Origin of the sequence: Pseudomonas sp. NPDC087690, from assembly GCF_044743175.1 — a bacterium.
Classification (GTDB): domain Bacteria; phylum Pseudomonadota; class Gammaproteobacteria; order Pseudomonadales; family Pseudomonadaceae; genus Aquipseudomonas.
In genome coordinates this window covers 73762-94097 of record NZ_JBIUVX010000009.1, presented here as the reverse complement: position 1 = coordinate 94097, position 20336 = coordinate 73762, and the positions used below count along the sequence as shown (strand labels likewise).

Annotated in this window: 18 protein-coding genes and 1 pseudogene; 7 read left to right on the top strand and 12 right to left on the bottom strand. The window is 60.7% G+C overall.

What is annotated here, in order from left to right:
• The first annotated feature begins 128 nt into the window (after nt 1–128).
• Nucleotides 129–1130, top strand: coding sequence for an acyltransferase (locus tag ACIPIZ_RS12935; protein ID WP_150647653.1), 1002 nt, complete (start codon nt 129–131; stop codon nt 1128–1130).
• A gap of 2 nt (nt 1131–1132) precedes the next feature.
• On the opposite strand, the gene creC is transcribed toward ACIPIZ_RS12935, so the two are convergent.
• The 3 genes from creC to ACIPIZ_RS12920 all read right to left on the bottom strand — a co-directional run bounded on the left by creC (nt 1133) and on the right by ACIPIZ_RS12920 (nt 3808).
• Nucleotides 1133–2551, bottom strand: a complete 1419-nt coding sequence (creC, locus tag ACIPIZ_RS12930) for a two-component system sensor histidine kinase CreC (RefSeq protein WP_401165585.1) — start codon at nt 2549–2551, stop codon at nt 1133–1135.
• On the bottom strand, nt 2551–3231 hold the full coding sequence (gene creB / locus ACIPIZ_RS12925; protein WP_401165584.1) for a two-component system response regulator CreB: 681 nt from the start codon (nt 3229–3231) through the stop codon (nt 2551–2553). Before creB ends, creC begins: the two co-directional genes overlap by 1 nt.
• A gap of 73 nt (nt 3232–3304) precedes the next feature.
• Nucleotides 3305–3808: an ATP-dependent zinc protease gene (locus ACIPIZ_RS12920; protein ID WP_008078089.1), complete on the bottom strand. Its 504-nt coding sequence runs from the start codon at nt 3806–3808 to the stop codon at nt 3305–3307.
• 257 nt (nt 3809–4065) lie between these two features.
• Between ACIPIZ_RS12920 and ACIPIZ_RS12915 the strand changes: the two genes are divergently transcribed.
• Nucleotides 4066–4953 carry an acyltransferase gene (locus ACIPIZ_RS12915; protein ID WP_122660129.1) on the top strand — a complete coding sequence of 296 codons (888 nt, stop codon included), beginning with the start codon at nt 4066–4068 and terminating at the stop codon, nt 4951–4953.
• Between the two features lies 1 nt (nt 4954).
• Here ACIPIZ_RS12915 and ACIPIZ_RS12910 read toward each other — a convergent pair whose 3' ends face one another.
• Entirely contained in the window at nt 4955–5512 is a 558-nt protein-coding gene (locus ACIPIZ_RS12910; RefSeq protein ID WP_236429442.1) for a DUF2780 domain-containing protein, read from the bottom strand.
• 148 nt (nt 5513–5660) lie between these two features.
• Here ACIPIZ_RS12910 and ACIPIZ_RS12905 point away from each other — a divergent pair, with 148 nt between their 5' ends.
• Together ACIPIZ_RS12905 and ACIPIZ_RS12900 are read left to right on the top strand one after the other, a co-directional pair.
• Nucleotides 5661–6296, top strand: a complete 636-nt coding sequence (locus tag ACIPIZ_RS12905) for a sigma-70 family RNA polymerase sigma factor (protein WP_064388163.1) — start codon at nt 5661–5663, stop codon at nt 6294–6296.
• On the top strand, nt 6293–6967 hold the full coding sequence (locus ACIPIZ_RS12900) for an anti-sigma factor domain-containing protein (RefSeq protein WP_401165580.1): 675 nt from the start codon (nt 6293–6295) through the stop codon (nt 6965–6967). Before ACIPIZ_RS12905 ends, ACIPIZ_RS12900 begins: the two co-directional genes overlap by 4 nt.
• A 263-nt stretch (nt 6968–7230) precedes the next feature.
• Here the strand turns inward: ACIPIZ_RS12900 and fdhA are convergent, their stop codons facing one another.
• From fdhA to ACIPIZ_RS12860, 8 genes are all read right to left on the bottom strand, one after another.
• Complete coding sequence (gene fdhA / locus ACIPIZ_RS12895) at nt 7231–8430, bottom strand: formaldehyde dehydrogenase, glutathione-independent (RefSeq protein ID WP_064388161.1); 1200 nt, start codon at nt 8428–8430, stop codon at nt 7231–7233.
• A gap of 200 nt (nt 8431–8630) precedes the next feature.
• Nucleotides 8631–9488, bottom strand: coding sequence for a formyltetrahydrofolate deformylase (gene purU / locus ACIPIZ_RS12890; protein ID WP_008086918.1), 858 nt, complete (start codon nt 9486–9488; stop codon nt 8631–8633).
• Between the two features lie 215 nt (nt 9489–9703).
• Nucleotides 9704–10336: a sarcosine oxidase subunit gamma gene (locus ACIPIZ_RS12885; protein ID WP_401165578.1), complete on the bottom strand. Its 633-nt coding sequence runs from the start codon at nt 10334–10336 to the stop codon at nt 9704–9706.
• 158 nt (nt 10337–10494) lie between these two features.
• On the bottom strand, nt 10495–13512 hold the full coding sequence (locus ACIPIZ_RS12880; protein WP_122660132.1) for a sarcosine oxidase subunit alpha: 3018 nt from the start codon (nt 13510–13512) through the stop codon (nt 10495–10497).
• Nucleotides 13509–13838 (bottom strand): sarcosine oxidase subunit delta, encoded by a 330-nt coding sequence (locus ACIPIZ_RS12875; RefSeq protein WP_105705687.1) that lies wholly within the window; start codon nt 13836–13838, stop codon nt 13509–13511. Before ACIPIZ_RS12875 ends, ACIPIZ_RS12880 begins: the two co-directional genes overlap by 4 nt.
• 14 nt (nt 13839–13852) lie before the next feature.
• A complete protein-coding gene (locus ACIPIZ_RS12870) occupies nt 13853–15103 on the bottom strand; it encodes a sarcosine oxidase subunit beta family protein (protein WP_401165575.1) in 1251 nt (416 codons plus the stop codon).
• Between the two features lie 20 nt (nt 15104–15123).
• The gene (locus tag ACIPIZ_RS12865; protein ID WP_401165573.1) at nt 15124–16377 is read right to left on the bottom strand and encodes a serine hydroxymethyltransferase; all 1254 of its coding nucleotides are present in this window, start codon (nt 16375–16377) and stop codon (nt 15124–15126) included.
• 265 nt (nt 16378–16642) lie between these two features.
• Complete coding sequence (locus ACIPIZ_RS12860; RefSeq protein ID WP_150647645.1) at nt 16643–17353, bottom strand: TraX family protein; 711 nt, start codon at nt 17351–17353, stop codon at nt 16643–16645.
• Between the two features lie 126 nt (nt 17354–17479).
• On the opposite strand from ACIPIZ_RS12860, the gene ACIPIZ_RS12855 reads away from it, so the two are divergent.
• The 3 genes and pseudogenes from ACIPIZ_RS12855 to ACIPIZ_RS12845 all read left to right on the top strand — a co-directional run bounded on the left by ACIPIZ_RS12855 (nt 17480) and on the right by ACIPIZ_RS12845 (nt 20230).
• Entirely contained in the window at nt 17480–18520 is a 1041-nt protein-coding gene (locus tag ACIPIZ_RS12855; protein ID WP_236431625.1) for a low specificity L-threonine aldolase, read from the top strand.
• A 210-nt stretch (nt 18521–18730) separates the two neighbouring features.
• Nucleotides 18731–19261 (top strand): annotated as a pseudogene (locus tag ACIPIZ_RS12850) (REP-associated tyrosine transposase); the annotation flags it as partial.
• Nucleotides 19262–19405: 144 nt separating this feature from the next.
• Complete coding sequence (locus ACIPIZ_RS12845) at nt 19406–20230, top strand: NAD(P)-dependent oxidoreductase (RefSeq protein WP_122855215.1); 825 nt, start codon at nt 19406–19408, stop codon at nt 20228–20230.
• Nucleotides 20231–20336: the final 106 nt, after the last annotated feature.

Genomic DNA, 20336 nt, shown 5'->3' with positions numbered 1-20336 from the left:
TGTTGGAATGGGGCGAGTCTGCGAGCGCTGTGTGGTTTTGTGATGGAGGTTGTGTGGGATTTGCGTGGAAATACCTGTAAAAGGTTTTTCCCATTTACGGGGCAGTGCTCAGACAAAGGACGATCACGTTGCGCAACAACTCTTTCGATTTGATCAGGCACCTGGCGGCGCTGATGGTGCTGGTCAGTCATCACTTTGCCCTGTCGGGCCTGGAAGAACCGGGCATTGCCGGTTACAACTCGCTGGGCGGTATCGCCGTGACGGCGTTCTTTTCGATTTCCGGCCTGCTGATCAGCCAAAGCTTTTTCAACTCGCGCAGCTTTGCCGATTATCTGGGCAAGCGCGTTGTGCGGATCTTCCCGGCTCTGATCCTTTGTGCGTTTGTGATGACTTACCTCGCCGGGGCGGTGTTTGCCGACGGCTATGTTACGAGCTTCGGCGCCCTGGCTGACTTTCTGCGCATCTCGGTGTTCGGGCGGGCCAACATCGAACCGATCACCCAGGGGTTTATCCTCAGCGAATCCTTCAACGGCAGCCTCTGGACGCTGAAGATCGAATTCGGCTTTTACCTGTTGCTGGCGCTGGCGTTGGGCATGTATCGACGGGCACTGATGCCGTGGGTTTTGCTGACTGTGTTTGCAGTAGCGACCTACGCTCTGGGCAATCACGTGCCCGGCGCGCTGGCGCAAAAGCTGGCGGTTTACAGCGCGGCCGGCATCGCGTTCTTTGCCGGCGCAGTGATTGCCTTCAACCAGCAATACCTGAGCGATCGCCGCGTACTGGCAATCGCTCTGGTGACAGCGGCAGGCTTGATATTTTTCAGCCTCGGCACGCCGCTGGCCAGCGTGCTGGCGACCCTGGGTGTGTGCCTCGCGACCCTGAGCCTGGGTTTGCTGTACGTCGACAAAACCATCCGCAGACGATTCGATATTTCCTACGGGATGTATCTGTACGCCTTCCCGGTGCAGCAACTGATCATCAACAAGACCTCACTGACGTTTATCCCGTCGATGCTCGTGTCGGCCTTGATCGTCATCGTTCTGGCCACGGTTTCGTGGCGCTTGGTCGAGCAACCAGCGCTGCAGTTTGTCCATCGCAGAAAGCACGCGCTGGCCGCCACGCAGCCCTGACGTTACGGCAGGCTGAGCGTCACTTCGACGCCGCCGGGCACATTGCGCACTGCCAGCCGGCCACCATGCAACTTGGCCACTTCTTCGACGAAGTTAAGTCCCAGACCGGTGCTTTTGCGGCCGCTGTCGGGACGAGGCAGTGAGTAAAAGCGTTCGGTCAGACGCGGCAAGGCGTAATCGGGAATCGGTGCGGTTTCATTGAACAGCTGCACCTCGATGTACTCGCCATGCCGTGCAGCACTGAAGCGCAGCAGGCACTGTGGCGCGGTGAAATCGAGCGCATTTTCCAGCAGATTGCCCAGCGCCTGACGCAATAGAAACGGCTCACCGATCAGCAGAAGATCCGCCGCAATCGTCTGTTCGACATGCAATTGTTTGCCTTCAATCCGCGCGGCCTGCCCTTGCAACAATTCGTCGACCAACACGGCCAGCGGCACGGCGACCCGCTCCTCCAATCCTTGGCGTTGTTCGACCTGCGCCAGATTCAGCAAGCGTTCGATCAACTGCTGCATGCGTGCACTTTCACTGTCGATATTGCCGACAAAACGCAGACGCTGAATCGGCGACATTTCCTCTTGCAGCAATTCCGCCGCACCACGAATCGCCGCCAGCGGGCTCTTCAATTCATGGGTCAACGTGTGCACGTAACGCTCGACGTAAGCCTTGCCCTCCAGTTGCGTGCGCATCTGTTCGACCGCCGAAGCCAGTTGCTCCAGCTCGCCGCCGCGATAGTGCGGCACTTCCACGCGCCGGCCTTCGCTCACGGCCTGGGCATAACCGGTCAAGCGATGCAGCGCACGGCTCAGCCACCACGACAGCAGCGCGCCAAACAACAGGCCGAGGCCGATCAGGCCGGCGCCGTAAAACAGCAAACGCCGTTCGGTGCGATCGACATAGGGCTGCAATGAGCTGTTGGGCTTGGCCACAGTGACCACGCCGATAATCTGGCCGTTGTCGCGGATCGGCGCGCCGACGTGCATCACCGATGAACTCGCATCATGCGGATCGCTGCGGGTCGAGCGTGCGCCGTACTCACCGCGCAACGTCAGGTAGACGTCGTTCCAGCGCGAGTAATCCTGACCGACCGCGACACCACTGGAATCGAGCACGACGATGCCCTTGGCGTCAGTCACGTAGATGCGGTGGTTGACCTGATTTTTCGGCAAGCCCCAGATCGTCGCTTGTGGCTGACGTTCGCCGTAAGCGCGGAGCAATTCTGGCCAGCGGTTCTCGCTGAGGGTGCCGGCCTTGAAATCGTCGCGCAGGATTTCCGCCATCAGGTTAGCGGTATCGACCAGGGTTTCTTCGGTGGACTGGCGCACGCCGGGACGGATTTCTTCCATCACCGTGTTGAGCACGAAATAACCGGTAAGGCCGATGAACAGCACGTACACCAGAAAAATCCGCAGCCCCAGGGACATCAGCTGTGCCCCGGGCTGTAGCTGTAACCGAGACCGCGATGGGTCTGGATCGGCTCGGCGTCGGCGCGCACCAGGCGCAGTTTGGCGCGCAGGCTTTTGATGTGGCTGTCGATGCTGCGCTCGTAACCGGCGTCTGCGGCCACGCCCAGTGCGTCGAGCAATTGCTCGCGGCTGAACACTCGCTCGGGTTGTTCGAGCAGGCATTGCAGCAGACGGAATTCATGGCGGGTCAGGCTCAGGTTCTGGCCGCGATAACTGATTTGCACACGTTCAGGATCGACGCGAAACAGCGCTGAGTTGGCTTCAATCGGGGGGCGCGGCGCCATGCGTTTGAGGATAGCCTTCACCCGCGCGGCGACTTCCCGCGGGCTGAACGGCTTGACCACGTAGTCGTCGGCGCCGATCTCCAGCCCGACCACGCGGTCGATCTCGGCATCGCGCGCGCTGAGGAACAGCACCGGCACTTCACTGAAGCGCCGCAGCTGTTTGCAGGTTTCGAAACCGCTGATGTCCGGCAGGCCGATGTCGAGGATGATCAGGTCGGCCGGGGTCTGGCGCTGATGCTCCAGCGCCGCCGCGCCGAGGCTCAGCCACGTGGTGGTGAAGCCCTCGCCCTGCAAGGCAAAAATCAGCGTGTCGGCAATCGCCGCTTCGTCTTCGACAATCAGGATATGAGGCATGGCGTCCGAGCCCGTAGGTTAAGTGCGCGAACGGTGCCCCAAGCCTGACGTTACGTCAATCAGACCACTTGGCTCAGCAGTCAGGTTTGTCTGCGGTAAAGCGACGCGCCGGGTTCACCGCCGCGCCGAATTCGCGCAAGGCCTTGGCACCGATCAGCAACGGATAATTGAAGTTGCTGCGGTCGGTCAGGTTGACCTCGACAGTACGCTTGACGTTACCCAGACACAGCTCGAGATCGACCACCGGGCGTTTGGCGACTTCGGTGCTTTCGCCCTCGTCCTCTTCATCCGAACGGCTCTTGATCTTGCTGATCCGCGCGACCTTGTGTTCGTAGACCTTGTTGCTGGCGTCCTTGGTGCCGAGGCGGAAACGCACCCAGTCATCGCCGTCGCGAGTGAAGGTTTCGATGTCCTTGGCCGACAGCGAGGCGGTCAGTGCACCGGTGTCCATCTTGGCCTTGAGCACTTCGCCGCCGATTTCCGGCAGCGCAATGTATTCGTAGCGCCCGTACAGGGTCGGCTCGGCGGCCATGACCGGCAGGGCGACGAGGGCAAACAGTGCAAGGAGGGATTTCACGTAAGGGGCTTCCTTGGGGAGTTGGGCAACGGGATTTTAGACCGTTGCGCGCTTGATCGTTCCCACGCTCTGCGTGGGCATGCATCCAGTGACGCTCTGCGTCACAGGGACGCGGAGTGTCCCGGGCGGCGTTACCACGCAGAGCGTGGGAACGATCAGGTTAACGCGACTGAAGTGAAACATTCGTCACCGCCGATTTGGCCTGCCGCGCGAAGCTGCTTATCATGGCGCGCCCATCCGTTTGCAAAGAGTTGCTTATGCGCCGCCTGCTCACCGGCTGTTTCGTCACCTTGCTGCTATTGCTCAACACCCTGATCCTGATCGGGCCGTTGCTGGTGTTTGCCCTGCTCAAACTGGTCGCACCGGGCCGCTGGCGTGACTACGCATCGGCGGCGGTGATGTGGATCGCCGAGACCTGGGCAGAAATCGACAAACTGATTTTCCGCTTGTGCATTCCCACCCAATGGGACATTCGCGGCGGCGAAGGCCTGCGTGGCGACACCTCGTATCTGGTGATCAGCAATCACCAGTCGTGGGTCGATATTCCGGCACTGATCCAGACGCTGAACCGACGCACGCCGTTCTTCAAATTCTTCCTCAAGAAAGAGCTGATCTGGGTGCCGTTCCTCGGGCTGGCGTGGTGGGCGCTGGATTACCCGTTCATGAAGCGCTACACCAAGGCGTTCCTGGCGAAGAACCCCGAGCTGGCGGGTAAGGATCTGGAAATCACCAGACAGGCCTGCGAGCTGTTCAAGCGTCAACCAGTGACCGTGGTGAATTATCTGGAAGGTACCCGCTACACCGCCGCCAAAAGTGTCGAGCAACAATCTCCGTTCAACCACTTGCTCAAGCCCAAGGCCGGCGGCGTGGCGTTCGTGCTGGCGGCGATGGGTGAACAGCTGGACGCCATTCTCGATGTCACCGTGGTTTATCCACAGGCGAACATTCCGGGCTTCTGGGATCTGATCAGTGGCAACGTGCCGCGCGTGATCATCGACATCAAGACCCGCGAACTCGACCCGGCGTTGTGGCAGGGTGATTACGAGAATGATCCGGCGTTTCGCCAGACGGTCCAGAGCTGGGTCAACCAGCTCTGGAGCGAGAAGGATCAGCGCATCGCCGAACTGCGCAGCGAGCGCCGCTGAATCAGCTACCGGTGCCGGCGCCCCAGATGCTGCCCAGGCTTTGCAGCAGCGGGCCGCCGACGCCTTGGTCACCCAGATACTTGAGCAGCACCGGGGCAAACTGGCCGACCATGCCGCTGTCCATGCCCAGCGCGCCGAAGGCGTTGTTCAGGTCATTGGTGTCCTTGACGTTGCCTAGGGCGTTTTCCAGACCGGCGGACTTGCCCGACGAGCCCAGCAAACCACTCAACGCCGCCAGGTTGCCGCTACCGCCCGACAGCTTGTCGATGCCTGGCACTTCTTTGGCCAGTTGCGAATAATCGGTGCTGCTCAATTGATTCTTGGCCAGGCCCAGCATGGCGCTGGTGCCGCCAACCGCTTGCTGCGGCGTAACACCCAGACCGGTGACGGCCTGCAGCAGACCGGCGGTTTCCGAAGTCGGCGCGGCGGCGGTGGCAGCGTTGCCGCCCTGCATGCTCGAAGCAGCCTTGGTCACGTCGTCCAGGCTGAAACCGGCAAACACCGGGCTGGCCGCAAGGGTCATCAGCGAAGCCATTGCAATACCGCGTGAAATCTTCATTCAGACATCCTCTTGCGCTGTGAAAACCGTCCGTCGATAGACGATAAAACTGCCGGTTTGACCGGGTACTCGCGGGCATGTTCCTCGCCTGCGCATCCATTTTCATCATACCCACGTATATGAATCGTGAAACCCTGGAATTACCGCGATGAATGGCACAACCGCTATCGCTGAACTAGCCTGTGAACATTCCGAGTCTAGCCCTCGTGCACTCAGCCTTGTCTGGAGAGTCGTCATTTCCATCGCCGACACCGATCAGTTGCGACAGCTGTTGGCCCAGTGTTCATTGGGTGATCGTCGCGCCTTCGAAACCCTCTACCGCAGTGTCGGCCCGCGTCTACATGGCGTGGCCTTGCGCTTCATGGGCCGGACTGATCTGGCCGAAGAAGTGTTGCAGGAAGCCTTCGTGCGCATCTGGAACAACGCCTCACGCTACGAAGCGCACCTGTCGGCACCGCTGACCTGGATGATCAACATCACCCGTAATCAAGCCATCGACCAGTTGCGCAAGCACCGCGACCGGGCGCTGACCGACCTCGAACAAGACGCCTTGCCGGACCAAAGCCCGTCAGCCCATGACCAGTTGAACAGCGCCCGCGAGGCCACGGCCCTGAACCGTTGTCTGGAAACCCTGGAAAGCATGCAGCGCCAATCGATCAGCGTGGCTTACTTTCAGGGCTTGTCCTGCTCGGAACTGGCCGAACACCTGGCGGCGCCGCTCGGTTCGGTGAAATCGTGGATCCGCCGGGGTATGGAACGCCTGCGCCGGTGCCTTGAATCATGAATTACCAGACCCCTGCCCTGCGCCGAGCCCTCGCAGCCGATTACGCCATCGACCTGATGTCGGCGGCGGCGCGTCGACGGTTTGAACAGCTATTGCTCGATGACGCCGCGCTCCGGGCGGAGTTGGCGCAGTGGCAGGAAACGCTGGTCAGCCTCACCGAATCCCTGCCGGACCATCCAGTGCCCGACCGCGTCTGGCAAGGCATCACCGCGCGCATCGAACCCCAAGTGCTGCATGTCCCCGAGAAACGACCGTTCTGGAACTGGCTGCGACTCACCGCAGCGGTGTGCTCCATCGCGGTGCTGGTGCTCCTCGGCTCGCTGTACAACCGCGACGACGCCCGCTATCGCGCCACCCTGCTGACCGCCGACGCGCAACCGGCGTTGAAGGTCGAGGCGCATGAAGATTATCTGCAGGTTGAGCCACTGACATTGGCGGCGGTCGATGCGGATCGCAGCCTGGAACTGTGGGCGATTCCTGCTGATGGAAAACCGATTTCCCTCGGCGTTATTCCGGCGGGTAGCAAAGGCAAGGTTGAGTTGAGTGAGGCGCAGAAGGTGTTGATCGATAAGCCGATTGCGCTGGCGGTCAGTCTTGAACCTAAAGGTGGTTCGCCGACTGGGCAGCCGACGGGGCCGGTGCTGTATCAAGGGGCGTTGGCGGCCTTGTAAAGCCCCTCACCCTAGCCCTCTCCCAGAGGGAGAGGGGACTGACCCTGGGATATTGACGTAATACGCCGACGTGAAAGACTTGCGTTGAATCCATAGTCGACTCGATCTTTCAGGTCGATGTACGACGCGAGACACCTCGGTCGGCCCCCTCTCACTTAGGGAGAGGGCTGGGCGGGCGGCGTTCCGATGAGGGTAGCTTTTGACCTTGCCTGCCAACAAAAAACGGCGACCCTGAGGTCGCCGTTTTGTATTGCGCTTAAGCCTTACGCCGCACTGAACAACTTGTGCGGATCAATCACAAACTTCTTCGGCACGCCCGCATCGAACTCGCCGTAACCTTCCGGCGCCTGATCGAGGCTGATCACTTGCACGCCCACCACTTCAGCAATGTTGATGCGATCCCACATGATCGCCTGCATCAATTGGCGGTTGTACTTCATCACCGGCGTCTGGCCGGTGTGGAAGCTGTGCGACTTGGCCCAGCCCAGACCGAAGCGAATGCTCAGGCTGCCCATTTTCGCGGCAGCGTCGACGGCACCCGGATCTTCGGTGACGTAGAGGCCCGGAATACCGATCTTGCCGGCAACACGTACCACACCCATCAGCGAGTTGAGCACGGTGGCCGGGGCTTCGGCTTTCACGCCGTCGTGGCCGTGGCCGCGCGCTTCGAAGCCGACGCAGTCCACTGCGCAATCCACTTCCGGCTCGCCCAGCAGTGCGGCGATCTGCTCATGCAGCGGCGTGTCTTGCGACAGGTCGACGATCTCAAAACCCTGAGCCTTGGCGTGGGCCAGGCGGATGGTGTTGACGTCGCCGACGATCACCACCGCCGCCCCGAGCAAACGCGCGGAAGCTGCGGCGGCCAGACCGACCGGGCCGGCACCCGCGATGTAAACGGTGCTTCCCGGACCCACGCCAGCCGTGACGGCGCCGTGGTAACCGGTTGGCAGAATGTCGGAGAGGCAGGTCAGGTCGCGGATTTTCTCCATGGCCTTGTCGCGGTCCGGCAGTTTCAGCAGGTTGAAGTCGGCGTAGGGCACCAGCACGTACTCGGCCTGGCCACCGGTCCAGTCGCCCATGTCGACATAACCGTAAGCGCCCCCGGCACGGGCCGGGTTGACGGTCAGGCAGACGCCGGTGTGTTGCTCCTTGCAGGAACGGCAGCGCCCGCAGGCAACGTTGAACGGGACGGAGACCAGATCACCGATTTTCAGGTTTTCGACGTCGGAGCCTTTTTCGATCACCTCGCCGGTGATTTCGTGGCCCAGCACCAGACCGGTCTGCGCCGTGGTACGGCCGCGCACCATGTGCTGGTCGGAGCCGCAGATGTTGGTGGAAACCACTTTGAGAATGACCCCGTGCTCGATCTTGCGACCGCGCGGGTCCTGCATTTTCGGATAGTCGATTTTCTGTACTTCGACCTTGCCAGCGCCGAGATACACCACACCACGATTGCCAGACATGCTTTCACCTCGCTGTTGTTTTTATGGAACCGCGTTGCCCAGGCAGGCAGCGCGTTAAGTGCTCGGGTACAGATGCTGTTTCTTGTGTTGCCTGTCAGGGCCTCATCGCTGGCAAGCCAGCTCCCACAGGATTTGTGTCGTTTACAGAATTTGAATTCAACACCGAATCCTGTGGGAGCTGGCTTGCCAGCGATGGCGATCTAAAGTACGACCGTACGATTGGCGTTCAAAAAAACCCTTCTTTCGATGTGATACCCAACCGCCCGCGCCAGCGTCAGGCCTTCGATATCACGCCCCTTGGCAATCAGATCCTCGGGGTAATGACTGTGATCCACCGCCTCGACGCCCTGGGCAATGATCGGCCCTTCATCGAGGTCGTTGTTGATGTAATGCGCCGTCGCGCCAACCAGCTTCACGCCCTTGTTGTAGGCCTGGTGGTACGGTTTGGCGCCCTTGAAGCCCGGCAGCAACGAGTGATGAATGTTGATCGCCTTGCCATCGAGCTTGCGGCACAACTCCGGCGACAGCACCTGCATATAGCGCGCGAGGATCACCAGTTCGGCGCCGGACTCTTCGATCACCTGCCACACCTGACGCTCCTGCGACGGTTTGTCGTTGGGGTCGAGGGGGAAATGGTAGTAGGGAATCTGGTGCCAGTCGGCCAGCGGCTTGAGATCCGGGTGATTGGACACCACCGCCGCGACGTCCATCGACAACTGACCGATGCGCTGGCGATAGAGCAAATCGTTAAGGCAGTGATCGGCCTTGGAAACCATGATCACCACTTTCGGCCGGTAGTTCGGCGCTGTCAGCTCGAAGATCATGCCAAAGGCCTGACCGCGTTCGGCTAAACCGGCGCGGAAGGACTGTTCGTCGAAACCATCGGGTTGGCGGAATTCCACGCGGATGAAGAAACGCCCCGAGAGGCGGTCATCGAACGAGTGGTGCTCGGTGACGTAGCAACCCTGCTCGAACAGAAAACGCGTCACCGCGTCCACGGTGCCGAGGACGCTGGGGCAGTCGGCGGTCAGAATCCATGTGTCTGGGGCGCGGCTCATGGTGCGGTGACTCCTGTTCTTTGTGCGGGGTGGCAGGTTTTTCCCTCACCCTAGCCCTCTCCCAGAGGGAGAGGGGACTGACCGAGTTGTTCTCTCGTGTTACGCCGACCTGAGATATCGGGTCGAACTCAGGCTCGAAAACCACACAAATCTGCTCCCTTTCCCCCTCTCCCCCTGGGGGAGAGGGCTGGGGTGAGGGGGGTGGCTTTTGATCTTCAGGCCTGAACGCTCAACCCGTACTCAGCCGAAGCATCCTGCAACCACAACCACCAGTAATCCGAGAAGCTGCGACGAATCAGCAGTTCCCAAGTGTCTTCGGCGGTATGACGAATCATCAGCTGCGACTTGGCGAACACCGTGCCGACCGCTTTACCGACCGGGAAGCTGTTCGGGTGCACGTCATAGCTGGTCGATTTCATCAGCACCTGACGCACGTTCGGCCCGCTGAGTTCGAGCACCTGCTGGCCGCCGCTGACGTTGACGATCGCGATGTGCAGATCGCCCAGTGTTTCACGCAGTTTCTGTTCGGCAGCGAATTCTTCGCCGCTCGGCACGATCAGCAGCCACTCGTCCGGGCCCATCCATTGCAGGCTGGTTTCGCCTTTGACGATCACGCTCAGGGCGCCGGGCAATTCGATACCCAGCGCTTTATGGACGCCGGCGGCGAACGCCGCATCGTGGCCATCGCCACGGATGGTCAGGTGGCCGAGGAGTTTCTTTTCCCGCACGATCACGCCGGCGTTCTTGCGACCCTTGCCGACCAGGCTGGCGAGGTCGGCATGGTGCAGCGACGACTCGGCCTTGGCGCCGGTGGTCGGGCGTTGTTGGTAAACATTGGCTGTGGTCATAAAGCACCTTCTGAATTCTGACTTGAGCCCTGTGTAGGCAGATCTACCGCTATCGCGAGCAGGCTCACTCCTACAAGGGGTACGCGATCACCTGTAGGAGTGAGCCTGCTCGCGATAAAGTCACCGCGGTGCAACTGCACTCCCCAGGAGCCGAACCATCAAATGTTCTGGCGATCACCCTTCGGATCGAAGAACACCGAAGAAACGATTTCCGCCTCGATCACGCTGCCATCGGCCAGCGGTGCAAACACCCGCTCACCGAGGCGCTTCAGACCGCCCTTGACCACACCCATCGCAAACGAATAGCCGAGGGAGTTGTGCGCGTAGCTGGAAGTCACGTGGCCAACCATGGTCATCGGAATCGCCTGCTTGGTGTTGAACACCAGCTGCGCACCTTCCGGCAGCCATACATTCGGATCGATCGGTTTCAAGCCCACCAACTGCTTACGCTGATCCTTCACGCAGTCTTCACGGTTCATCCCACGCTGGCCGATCCACGAGAACGGTTTGGTGCGACCCACGCACCAGCCCATGTTCAAGTCGTCCGGGGTCATCGAGCCGTCAGTGTCCTGGCCAACGATGATGAAACCCTTCTCGGCACGCAGCACGTGCATGGTTTCAGTGCCGTACGGGGTCAGGTTGTACTGCTTGCCGGCCTCGACGATTTTCTCCAGCACGCCCATCGCATAGTCGGCCTGCACGTTGACTTCGTACGACAGCTCACCGGTGAACGAAATGCGGAACACCCGCGCCGGCACACCGCCGACCAGACCTTCTTTCCAGGTCATGAACGGGAACGCTTCGTTGCTCAGATCAATGTCGGTCACGGCGCTGAGCAGCTTGCGGCTGTTCGGCCCGGACAGGGTCATGGTCGCCCAGTGGTCGGTGACGGAGGTGAAGTAAACCTTCATGTCCGGCCATTCGGTCTGGTGGTACAGCTCCAGCCACTGCAATACGCGAGCGGCGCCGCCGGTGGTGGTGGTCATGACGAAATGGTTGTCGGCCAGACACGCCGTGACACCGTCGTCGAAGACCATGCCGTCTTCTTTGCACATCAAACCGTAGCGGGCCTTGCCCACGTCGAGCTTGGTCCAGGCGTTGGTGTACACGCGGTTAAGGAACTCGCGGGCATCCGGGCCTTGAATGTCGATCTTGCCGAGGGTCGAGGCGTCGAGCAGGCCGACGCTGTCGCGCACGGCTTTGCATTCGCGCTTGACGGCGGCATGCAGATCTTCACCGTTTTTCGGGAAGTACCATGGACGCTTCCACTGACCGACGTCTTCAAACTCGGCGCCGTTCTTCACATGCCAGGCGTGCAGTGCGGTATGACGCACCGGCTCGAAGATGTGCCCACAGTGACGACCGGCCACGGCGCCGAAAGTCACCGGCGTGTAGTTCGGGCGGAACATCGTGGTGCCCATTTGCGGGATGGTCACGTTCAGCGAGCGGGCGGCGATGGCCAGACCGTTGACGTTGCCGAGCTTGCCCTGATCGGTGCCGAAGCCCAGCGCGGTGTAGCGTTTGACGTGCTCGACCGACTCGAAACCTTCGCGGGTTGCCAGTTCGATCGCTGCAGCGGTCACGTCGTTTTGCAGGTCGACGAATTGCTTCGGCGCCCGTGCGGTGTTCTTTTCATGCGGCACCTGGAACAGCGCCAGCGTCGGTTCTTCGTGACGGCTCAGGGCTTTCGGCAGCACGCCTTCGACAGTCTGGAAACCGGCTTCAGCGGCAGCACGCACGCCACCTTCAAAACCGTCAGCCAACGAATCGCCGAGACCGTAAACGCCGTTGATGCCACCGACGCACACGCGTTTCTGCGGTGCTTCGCCCGGTACGAAGCCGAGGATGTCTTCGCGCCAGGTCGGCTTGCCACCGAGGTGCGAAGCCAGGTGAACGACCGGGCTGTAACCACCGGAACTGGCGACCACATCGCAGTCGAGCCATTCGCCTGGGCTGGTCACGGCGTGGGCTTTGACATCAATCGCAGCAACACGGGCAGCGGTGACACGCTTGCTGCCACGGGCTTCGATCACGGCGCTGCCGGTGAGAATCCGAATACCTTTGGCGCGGGCTTCTTCCACCAGCGCACCACGCGGATTGCTGCGCGCATCGGCGATGGCGACCACTTGCAGGCTGGCGTCGAGCCAGTCCAAAGCAACGCGGTAGGCGTGATCGTTGTTGGTCGAAAGAACGAGCTTCTTGCCCGGTGCCACGCCATAACGACGCACGTAAGTCGACACAGCGCCGGCCAGCATGTTGCCCGGCACGTCGTTGTTGCCGTAAACCAGCGGACGCTCGCAAGCACCGGTTGCCAGCACGACACGCTTGGCGCGAACACGGTGAATACGCTGACGCACCTGGCCAATCGGCGCACGGTCACCGAGGTGATCGGTGAGGCGTTCGTGAATGGTCAGGAAGTTGTGGTCGTGGTAACCGTTGACCGTAGCGCGCGGCAACAGCAGCACGTCCGGGGTGTTCTTCAGTTCAGTGATGACACTGGCAACCCAATCCATCGCCGGTTTGCCGTCGAGGCTTTCGCGTGAGTCGAGCAAGCTGCCGCCGAACTCTTCCTGCTCATCGGCCAGAATCACTCGGGCACCGCTGCGCGCAGCGGCCAGTGCAGCGGCGAGACCGGCCGGACCAGCGCCGACGATCAGCACGTCGCAATGCTGGTTCATGTAGTCGTAGGTGTCCGGATCGACTTCAGTCGGCGAGCGGCCCAGACCGGCAGCCTTGCGAATGTACTTCTCGTACGTCATCCAGAACGATTGCGGGTACATGAAGGTTTTGTAGTAGAAACCCGGCGGCATCAGCTTGCCGCCGACCTTGCCGAGAATGCCCATCATGTCGTTGTTGACGCTCGGCCAGCCGTTGGTGCTGGTCGCGACCAGACCTTGATACAGCGCTTGTTGCGTGGCGCGCACGTTGGGAATCTGGGTGGCTTCGGTGGCACCGATCTGCAGCACCGCGTTCGGCTCTTCGGCACCGGCAGCAAAGATCCCGCGAGGACGCGAATACTTGAAGCTGCGGCCAATGATGTCGACGCCGTTGGCGATCAGCGCGGCGGCCAGCGAGTCACCCTCGAAGCCTTTGTAGCTCTGACCGTTGAAGGTGAAGCTCAGCACTTTGTTGCGGTCGATCCGTCCACCGTTGGACAGGCGATTGGTCTGGCTCATACCTTCTCTCCCTGCGCCGTCGTGGCTGTTTTCGCCGAATCAGCCTTGTCGGTGAATTGCGGCTTGGTGCCGATCTTGTAGGTTTCGAGAATCTCGTAAGTCACGGTGTCGCGGGTGACGTTGAAGTACTGACGGCAACCGGCAACGTGATCCCACAGCTCGTGGTGCAGACCGCGCGGGTTGTCGCGGAAGAACATGTAGTCGCCCCACTCCTCGTCGGTGCAGGCGCCTGGATCGAGCGGGCGCGGAATGTGCGCCTGACCGGATGCGTGGAATTCCTCTTCGGAGCGCAGTTCGCCGCAGTGAGGACAGAAGATATGCAACATGGGGATTTCTCCTGTTAGTGGGCGACGGCAGCAGCGCCGTGTTCGTCGATGAGTGCGCCGTTGTGGAAACGGTCGATGGAAAACGGTGCGGCCAGCGGGTGCATTTCACCCTTGGCCAGACTCGCGGCAAACACGTTGCCCGAGCCAGGCGTTGCCTTGAAGCCACCGGTGCCCCAACCGCAATTGAAGAACATGTTCGGCACCGGGGTTTTCGAAATGATCGGGCAAGCGTCCGGGGTGGTGTCGACGATGCCGCCCCACTGGCGGTTCATGCGCACGCGGGACAGCACCGGGAACATCTCGACGATGGCCTGAATGGTGTGCTCGATCACCGGGTACGAACCACGCTGGCCGTAGCCGTTGTAGCCGTCGATACCAGCGCCGATCACCAGGTCGCCCTTGTCGGACTGGCTGATGTAACCGTGCACGGCGTTGGACATGATCACGATGTCGATAATCGGCTTGATCGGCTCCGACACCAGCGCTTGCAGCGGGTGGGATTCGATCGGCAGACGGAAACCGGCGAGCTTGGCCATGTGCCCGGAGTTACCGGCGGTGACCACACCGACGCGTTTGGCGCCGATGAAACCCTTGTTGGTTTCAACACCGATGCACACGCCGTTTTCCTTGCGGAAACCGATGACTTCGGTCTGTTGGATCAAGTCCACACCGAGGGCGTCAGCGGCACGGGCAAAGCCCCAGGCCACGGCATCGTGACGGGCGACGCCGCCGCGACGCTGAACGGTGGCGCCCATCACCGGGTAGCGGGTGTTTTTCGAGCAGTCGAGGTACGGAATCTCGTCAGCGACTTGCTTGGCGTTGAGCAGTTCGCCATCGACGCCGTTGAGGCGGTTGGCGCTGACCCGACGCTCGGAATCACGGATGTCCTGCAGGGTGTGGCACAGGTTGTAGACGCCACGCTGAGAGAACATCACGTTGTTGTTGAGGTCCTGCGACAGGCCTTCCCACAGTTTCATTGCGTGTTCGTAGAGGTGCGCCGACTCGTCCCACAGGTAGTTGGAGCGCACGATGGTGGTGTTGCGCGCGGTGTTACCGCCGCCCAGCCAGCCTTTCTCGACCACGGCCACATTGGTAATGCCGTGTTCTTTTGCCAAGTAGTAGGCAGTCGCCAGACCGTGCCCGCCGCCGCCGACGATGACCACGTCGTAGACCTTTTTCGGCGTCGGCGTGCGCCACATGCGCTGCCAGTTTTCGTGGTGGCTGAGGGAGTGTTTGAAGAGGCCGAAGCCCGAATAGCGTTGCATAGTCAGTTACTCCAGAACACTCAGCGATAAACCGGGAAGTCTGCGCACAGGGCCGACACTTGCTGGGCAACATTGGCCTCGACGTCGGCATCACCGAGGTTGTCGAGGATGTCGCAGATCCAGCCAGCCAACACTTCGCACTGGGTCACCTTGAAGCCGCGAGTAGTGACCGCCGGGGTACCGATGCGCAGACCCGAGGTCACGAACGGCGATTGCGGGTCGTTCGGCACGGCGTTCTTGTTGACGGTGATGTGCGCACGGCCAAGGGCGGCGTCAGCATCTTTGCCGGTCAGACCCTGACGGATCAGGCTGACCAGGAACAAGTGGTTGTCGGTGCCGCCGGACACTACATCGTAGCCACGTTTGATAAACACGCTGGCCATCGCCTGAGCGTTGTCGATCACTTGCTGCTGATAAGCCTTGAAGCCTGGCTCCAGCGCTTCCTTGAAGCACACGGCTTTACCGGCGATGACGTGCATCAGCGGGCCACCCTGAGCGCCGGGGAATACGGCAGCGTTGAGCTTCTTCTCGATCTCTTCGTTGGACTTGGCCAGGATCAGGCCGCCACGAGGGCCGCGCAGGGTTTTGTGCGTGGTGGTGGTGACCACGTCGGCGTACGGCAGCGGGTTCGGGTACAGACCGGCAGCGACCAGGCCGGCGACGTGGGCCATGTCGACGAACAGCAGCGCGCCGACCTTGTCAGCGATCTGACGAAAGCGCGGGAAGTCCAGAGTCTTCGAGTAAGCGGAGAAACCGGCGACGATCATTTTCGGCTTGGATTCGACGGCGAGACGTTCGACTTCGTCGTAATCGATCAGCCCGGTGTCGGTGTTGATGCCGTACTGCACGGCGTTGTAGAGCTTGCCCGAGGACGACACTTTGGCGCCGTGGGTCAGGTGACCGCCGTGGGCCAGGCTCATGCCGAGGATGGTGTCGCCCGGCTGGATCAGCGCCAGGTACACGGCGCTGTTGGCCGAAGAACCGGAGTGCGGCTGGACATTGGCGTAATCGGCGCCGAACAGCTGCTTGGCGCGCTCGATGGCCAGCGCTTCGACTTTATCGACGTGCTCGCAGCCACCGTAGTAGCGCTTGCCCGGATAGCCTTCGGCGTATTTGTTGGTCAGGCCGCTGCCTTGCGCTTCCATGACGCGTTTGCTGGTGTAGTTCTCTGACTCGATCAGCTCGATGTGATCTTCCTGACGTTGCTCCTCGGCATTCATCGCCGCCAGCAGTGCATCGTCGTAACCCTGGATCTGGTCTTGCTTGCTGAACATCGCGTCTCTCCCAGCGGCATCTGTGCGCCATTCGTCTCGGTAAGGCACTGGCAATCACGGCAGTGCCCTTTGATGCCGATGGTATGACCGGCGCAGACAGCTCAAATGCCTGCGCGCGCCACGCAAAGGTGCGTTTACGACATGGCTGAAAATGGCTTGTTGAATCTGCACAGATCCCCTGTAGGAGTGAGGGGGGGGGGGGGGGGGGGGGGGGGGGGGGGGCCCCCCCCCCCCCCCCCCCCCCCCGCCTCACTCCTACAGGGGGTTATGCGGCGAGCTGGCGGATAAGTAGCAGCAGGAGGAAATGCGCGGGATAGAGGGCATAAGCCCAGCGCCGCATCGGCGGTGGCTGGAGATGTCGCACATGTCGCAACAGGAACATTCCGAGCATGGGCGCAAACAGACAGGTGGCAATGCCAAGAATGGCGACGCTGCTGCCAAACCTCGCCGACTCATACAGCACTTGCCATTGGTTGGCGGCGAGACAAACCAATCCCGGCAACAGGCTGAAATACCAAGGCCGGCGAAACACCTGCAGCATCGCCAACGGCAGCAACACCCCGAAGAAACCAAACATCAGTCGTTCCGGAAACATGGCGGCCAGCACCAGCGCGGCGACACCCAGTAATCGCGACATGGGCGATGGATCCTGCCACCCCCGCGCCACTAACAACCCCAACGCCAGCGTCGGCATCACGTTCAGCGTGTCGGGGTCGGGAATGTACAGTCGATAAGGAATCTCGCTCACCGCACTGAACAGCAACAACCAGCCCAGATAGCGCCATTCCGTCTTCCGCGATCCATCGCGCGCCAGATTCGCCGCCATCGCCAGACAAAACCATGGAAACGCCAGCCGCCCCGGCACGTACAGCCAATCGGCGGAGAACCCGACATATCGCAGGTGATCGAGCAACATGCTCAGCAGCGCCAGCCACTTGAGCAGATCCAGCGCGCCGTCGCGTTTTCTCAGGTGCATAATCGGCCTGCGTCCATGTAATGTTCTGACAGCGACATCCCGTGTGCTCCCCGGAAGATCTTCGGTAAAGTGCGCACCATCATTGACCACGAGCCTTCACAAGAGTCTCGACCACGGAAGCCGGCCATGACCGACAAGAGCCAACAATTCGCCAGCGACAACTATTCCGGTATCTGCCCTGAAGCCTGGGCTGCCATGGAACAGGCCAACCACGGCCACCAGCGCGCTTACGGCGACGATGAATGGACCGCTCGCGCGTCCGATCATTTCCGCAAACTGTTCGAAACCGACTGCGAAGTGTTCTTCGCCTTCAACGGCACCGCCGCCAACTCGCTGGCGCTGTCGTCGTTGTGCCAGAGTTACCACAGCGTGATCTGCTCGGAAACCGCCCACGTCGAAACCGACGAATGCGGCGCTCCGGAATTCTTCTCCAACGGTTCGAAACTGCTGATCGCCGGCACTGAAAACGGCAAGATCACCCCGCAGTCGATCCGCGAAGTCGCGCTCAAGCGTCAGGATATTCACTACCCGAAACCGCGCGTGGTCACCCTGACCCAGGCCACCGAAGTCGGCAGCGTCTACACCCCGGAAGAAGTCCGCGCCATCAGCGCCACCTGCAAAGAGCTGGGCCTGCACCTGCACATGGACGGCGCGCGTTTCTCCAACGCCTGCGCGTTCCTCGGTTGCTCGCCAGCAGATTTGACCTGGAAGGCTGGCGTCGACGTGCTGTGTTTCGGCGGCACCAAAAACGGCATGGCCGTGGGTGAGGCGATCCTGTTCTTCAACCACAAACTGGCGGAAGATTTCGACTATCGCTGCAAACAGGCCGGGCAACTGGCGTCGAAAATGCGCTTCCTCTCGGCACCCTGGGTCGGCATCCTCGAAAACGACGCCTGGCTCAAATACGCCCGCCACGCCAACCACTGCGCGCAATTGCTGGCAGAACTGGTCAGCGACATTCCCGGCGTCGAACTGATGTTCCCGGTACAGGCCAACGGCGTGTTCCTGCAACTCTCGGAACCGGCCATCGCTGCGTTGACCGCGAAGAACTGGCGTTTCTACACCTTCATCGGCAAGGGTGGCGCGCGCTTCATGTGCTCGTGGGACACCGAAGAAGAACGCGTCCGCGAACTGGCCCGCGACATCCGCGAAGTCATGTCCGCCTGACCTGACGCCTGCGCACTGATCGTTCCCACGCTCTGCGTGGGAACGATTTTCGGTCGGGAATGATTTTTCCCACCAGCACTTCAGACTTCTCTGCTAGCGCAATCACTTCGTCCGCCTCACCCTGATCGTTCCCACGCTCTGCGTGGTAACGCCTCCCGGGACGCTCCGCGTTCCATTCCCGTCGCACCGCAAGATTCAAGGAAGAATCCCATGGGCCGCAGCCGCTACACCATTACCGAAACCGACAAACCGCATTTTCTGACCTGCACGATCATGGAATGGTTACCGCTGTTCATCCGCCCATACATCGTCGACCACCTGCTCAACTGCTGGCGATATCAACAGGCCCACAATGACTTGAAGCTGTACGGCTACGTGATTCTGGAAAACCATCTTCACTTCGTCGCCCAAGCACCCGACCTGAACAAATGTCTCAGCCAGTTCAAATCATTCACTGCTCGACAGATTATTGATGACTTGCAAAGCAAAGGAGCTGACAAGGCTCTGCAACGGCTGCGCTTCAGCAAACGTGCACACAAGCAGGATCGCGTGTATCAGCTGTGGCAGGAAGGCTCCCACGCAGAGATGGTTTATAGCGAATCGGTCATGCGCCAGAAGCTTGAATACATCCACAACAACCCGGTGAAACGCGGGTATGTGGATTTGCCAGAACAATGGCGTTATTCGAGTGCCAGGAACTACGCGGGAATGCCGGGGCTGATCGAGGTTCAGTGCTGGTATGGAAATGGGACGCAGAGCGTCCCGGGCTGCATTCCCACGCTGAGCGTGGGAACGATCAATGGCGGAGAAAGTGCTACCTGATCTGCTTGGTCTACATTGTCTGTCGAGCCCTTCGCTCACATAACAATAAGCAGGAGCATCGGCATGTCGTTACAAGGCAAAACCCTGTTCATCACTGGCGCCAGCCGTGGCATTGGCCGTGAGATTGCGCTGCGTGCCGCGAGGGACGGGGCCAATATCGTGATTGCGGCGAAGAGCGCCGAACCCCACGCCAAACTGCCCGGCACCATTCATAGCGTCGCCGCTGAAGTCCAGGCGGCGGGCGGCAAGGCGTTGGCGTTGCAGGTGGATGTGCGTGATGAGGACGGCGTACGCCGGGCTCTCGCCCAAGCCAACGAACATTTCGGCGCTATCGATGCGCTGGTAAACAACGCCGGGGCGATCAAGTTGACCGGTGTGCAGCACATCGAACTCAAGCGCTTTGACCTGATGCACCAGATCAACACCCGTGCGGTGCTGCTGTGCAGTCAGGCCGCCCTGCCCTATCTGAAGAAATCCGCCGGGCATATTCTCAATCTGTCGCCGCCGCTGAATCTGGCGAGCAAGTGGTTTGCGCAGTTCAGCCCGTACACGGTGACCAAGTACGGCATGAGCATGCTGACGTTGGGGATGAGCGAGGAATTTGCCAGTTACGGGATCAGCGTCAACTCACTGTGGCCGCAAACGATGATTGCCACGGCGGCGATTGAGTTTCAGTTGGGTAATCGCGAGTCGTTCAAGCAGGCTCGCACGCCTTCGATCATGGCGGATGCGGCGCATGTGATTCTGGATAGCAGCAACCGGCAGATCACCGGGCGGTTGTTGATTGATGAGGAGATTTTGCGGGAGAGCGGCGTTGGCGAGTTTGAGCATTACCGGTTTGATCGGGAAAGCGAGGCGGCGTTGATGCCGGATTTGTTTGTTGACTGAAATAGCCCCTCACCCTAGCCCTCTCCCAGAGGGAGAGGGGACTGACCGTGGTGTTTATCAGAGTTACGCCGACGTGAAATACCGAGCCGAACCCACATTTTGAAAA

What these genes read in the sequence shown, in the direction of transcription:
- creC (WP_401165585.1), bottom strand. Translation starts at nt 2,551, where the DNA reads ATGTCCCTGGGGCTGCGGATTTTTCTGGTGTACGTGCTGTTCATCGGC.
- creB (WP_401165584.1), bottom strand. Translation starts at nt 3,231, where the DNA reads ATGCCTCATATCCTGATTGTCGAAGACGAAGCGGCGATTGCCGACACG.
- ACIPIZ_RS12915 (WP_122660129.1), top strand. Translation starts at nt 4,066, where the DNA reads ATGCGCCGCCTGCTCACCGGCTGTTTCGTCACCTTGCTGCTATTGCTC.
- ACIPIZ_RS12910 (WP_236429442.1), bottom strand. Translation starts at nt 5,512, where the DNA reads ATGAAGATTTCACGCGGTATTGCAATGGCTTCGCTGATGACCCTTGCG.
- ACIPIZ_RS12905 (WP_064388163.1), top strand. Translation starts at nt 5,661, where the DNA reads ATGAATGGCACAACCGCTATCGCTGAACTAGCCTGTGAACATTCCGAG.
- ACIPIZ_RS12900 (WP_401165580.1), top strand. Translation starts at nt 6,293, where the DNA reads ATGAATTACCAGACCCCTGCCCTGCGCCGAGCCCTCGCAGCCGATTAC.
- fdhA (WP_064388161.1), bottom strand. Translation starts at nt 8,430, where the DNA reads ATGTCTGGCAATCGTGGTGTGGTGTATCTCGGCGCTGGCAAGGTCGAA.
- purU (WP_008086918.1), bottom strand. Translation starts at nt 9,488, where the DNA reads ATGAGCCGCGCCCCAGACACATGGATTCTGACCGCCGACTGCCCCAGC.
- ACIPIZ_RS12885 (WP_401165578.1), bottom strand. Translation starts at nt 10,336, where the DNA reads ATGACCACAGCCAATGTTTACCAACAACGCCCGACCACCGGCGCCAAG.
- ACIPIZ_RS12880 (WP_122660132.1), bottom strand. Translation starts at nt 13,512, where the DNA reads ATGAGCCAGACCAATCGCCTGTCCAACGGTGGACGGATCGACCGCAAC.
- ACIPIZ_RS12875 (WP_105705687.1), bottom strand. Translation starts at nt 13,838, where the DNA reads ATGTTGCATATCTTCTGTCCTCACTGCGGCGAACTGCGCTCCGAAGAG.
- ACIPIZ_RS12870 (WP_401165575.1), bottom strand. Translation starts at nt 15,103, where the DNA reads ATGCAACGCTATTCGGGCTTCGGCCTCTTCAAACACTCCCTCAGCCAC.
- ACIPIZ_RS12865 (WP_401165573.1), bottom strand. Translation starts at nt 16,377, where the DNA reads ATGTTCAGCAAGCAAGACCAGATCCAGGGTTACGACGATGCACTGCTG.
- ACIPIZ_RS12860 (WP_150647645.1), bottom strand. Translation starts at nt 17,353, where the DNA reads ATGCACCTGAGAAAACGCGACGGCGCGCTGGATCTGCTCAAGTGGCTG.
- ACIPIZ_RS12855 (WP_236431625.1), top strand. Translation starts at nt 17,480, where the DNA reads ATGACCGACAAGAGCCAACAATTCGCCAGCGACAACTATTCCGGTATC.
- ACIPIZ_RS12845 (WP_122855215.1), top strand. Translation starts at nt 19,406, where the DNA reads ATGTCGTTACAAGGCAAAACCCTGTTCATCACTGGCGCCAGCCGTGGC.